This is a genomic window from Streptomyces sp. NPDC058964 (assembly GCF_042741275.1).
In the GTDB taxonomy this organism is placed as follows: domain Bacteria; phylum Actinomycetota; class Actinomycetes; order Streptomycetales; family Streptomycetaceae; genus Streptomyces.
The window spans coordinates 1-1,750 of record NZ_JBHYKH010000266.1 but is presented as its reverse complement, the minus strand read 5'-3'; the positions used below and the strand labels follow the sequence as shown (position 1 = coordinate 1,750).

3 protein-coding genes are annotated in these 1,750 nt (G+C 68.8%); all 3 read right to left on the bottom strand.

Annotated elements, in window-relative coordinates; genetic code table 11:
- Positions 1–72: 72 nt before the first annotated feature.
- The 3 genes from ACFW2E_RS28010 to ACFW2E_RS28000 all read right to left on the bottom strand — a co-directional run bounded on the left by ACFW2E_RS28010 (position 73) and on the right by ACFW2E_RS28000 (position 1,580).
- Complete coding sequence (locus tag ACFW2E_RS28010) at positions 73–528, bottom strand: hypothetical protein (RefSeq protein WP_384469846.1); 456 nt, start codon at positions 526–528, stop codon at positions 73–75.
- Between the two features lie 108 nt (positions 529–636).
- The gene (locus tag ACFW2E_RS28005; protein WP_384469845.1) at positions 637–1,074 is read right to left on the bottom strand and encodes a hypothetical protein; all 438 of its coding nucleotides are present in this window, start codon (positions 1,072–1,074) and stop codon (positions 637–639) included.
- Positions 1,075–1,106: 32 nt separating this feature from the next.
- On the bottom strand, positions 1,107–1,580 hold the full coding sequence (locus ACFW2E_RS28000) for an SHOCT domain-containing protein (RefSeq protein ID WP_384469844.1): 474 nt from the start codon (positions 1,578–1,580) through the stop codon (positions 1,107–1,109).
- Positions 1,581–1,750: the final 170 nt, after the last annotated feature.

Here is a 1,750-nt window from a genome sequence, read left to right as displayed (position 1 = left end):
CGCTACTCGGACCACCTTGATCTTCACTACGAGGGTCGACGGCTGCTTCAGATGTCTATATCATACCCGCAATCACCGGTGGACTCGGGACCGTGCGAGGCGGTGACACTCCGGTGGGTGCCCTTCGTCCGCGCAGTCCGGGGCCGGCTGCCTCTGGCGGGCGCCCTGCCGAGCGGTGATCAGGGCCGCGACACCGCTGAGGAAGCCTCCGAGGCCCGACACCCCCGCGATCACGAGCGGCAGCACATCCCCGGTATCGCTCGAAGCCACGGCTCCCTCGTGCGCGGTGCCTCCGCCGCCACTGCCCGGACGGGTGCCGTCCTCGGTCCCCGTGGCAGGGACGACCTCGGGAGGCCCGGTGGAGTGCCGGCCCACCGCGAGTGCGCAGAAGCAGATCGCGAAGGACGCCAGAGCGATGATCAGCCAGTGCGGCCCGGCGCGCAGGCCCATCGGCCGGGGCCGGACGGCTGCTGCGGCGACGGCTGCTGCGGCGCCACGTGCCGAGGGGGACTCGGGTCGATTGCTCATGCCTCCATTGCGCCCCGGTCCCGGGGGCACGTCATGGCACTGCATGTCGGGGCTTGACAGACGCGCGGTCCCCGGCGCCGCACCCCCGGCGCCGGGGACAGGACTTTCTCATGCGTCGCCCAGCGGACCCGACGTCCTGCTGGGTGGGCTCACGCACAGCGCCCAGATGACGAAGCCCGAGAAGGCGATCATCACGATCGACCAGACCGGGTAGTACGGCATCGACAGGAAGTTGGCGATGATCAGGAGCCCGGCGATGGTCACGCCCGCGACGCGTGCCCACACCGCGGTCTGGAACAGACCGAGACTCACGATCACCGCCACCGCGCCCAGGATCAGATGGATCCAGCCCCAGCCGGTGAGGTCGAACTTGAAGACGTAGTTGGGCGTCGTGATGAACACGTTGTCCTGCGCGATCGCCATGATGCCGCGGAAGATGTCGAGTATCCCGGCGATCATCAGCATGACGGCCGCGAACGCCGTCAGGCCGAACGCCCATTGCTGCTTGGTCGTGCGCGCTTGCGTAGTGCTGCGTGGAGCGGTCATGCCCGTGCCTCGTTTCCCTCTCGTTGATGTGCTCAGCGACCGGAGGCGGTGGGTACGGCGCCACCCGGGCGCTCCGCCGGGCCGTAGTCGCTCAGGACCAGCGCCTTCGCCCTGGTGAACTCCTCGTCCGTGATGTCGCCGCGGGCGCGCATCTCGGACAGCCTGGCGAGCTCGTCGACACCGGTGGGCCGGCCTTCGCCGCCCTTGGCCGTCTCACGGACGTAGGAGTCGAAGGCCTTCTGCTGTGCGCGCGCCCGCTCCATCTCACGGCTCCCCATGGACTTGCCGCGGGCGATCACGTAGACGAGCACGCCCAGGAAGGGCAGTACGACGACGAAGACCAGCCAGCCGGCCTTGCCCCAGCCGCTCAGGGTGTCGTCACGGAAGATGTCGACGAAGATCCGGAACAGCAGGATGAACCACAGGATCCACAGGAAGAACCAGAGCATCGTCCAGAAGGCGCTCAGCAGCGGATAGTCGTACGCGAGGTACATCTGCGGGCTCATTTGACTCCTCCGTTCCGGGCGCTCGCCCGGCAGCAGGTTTCTGCCGTTCTCAGCGTGCCCACGGCAAGGACCGGGAGCCTCACCCGAGGAGGGTGAACGTGCGGTGCCGCGGTCCGTCCGCCGGCTCGGCATGGGGCCCTCGCCCCTGTGGAGGCCGCCCCGTCGGGAGT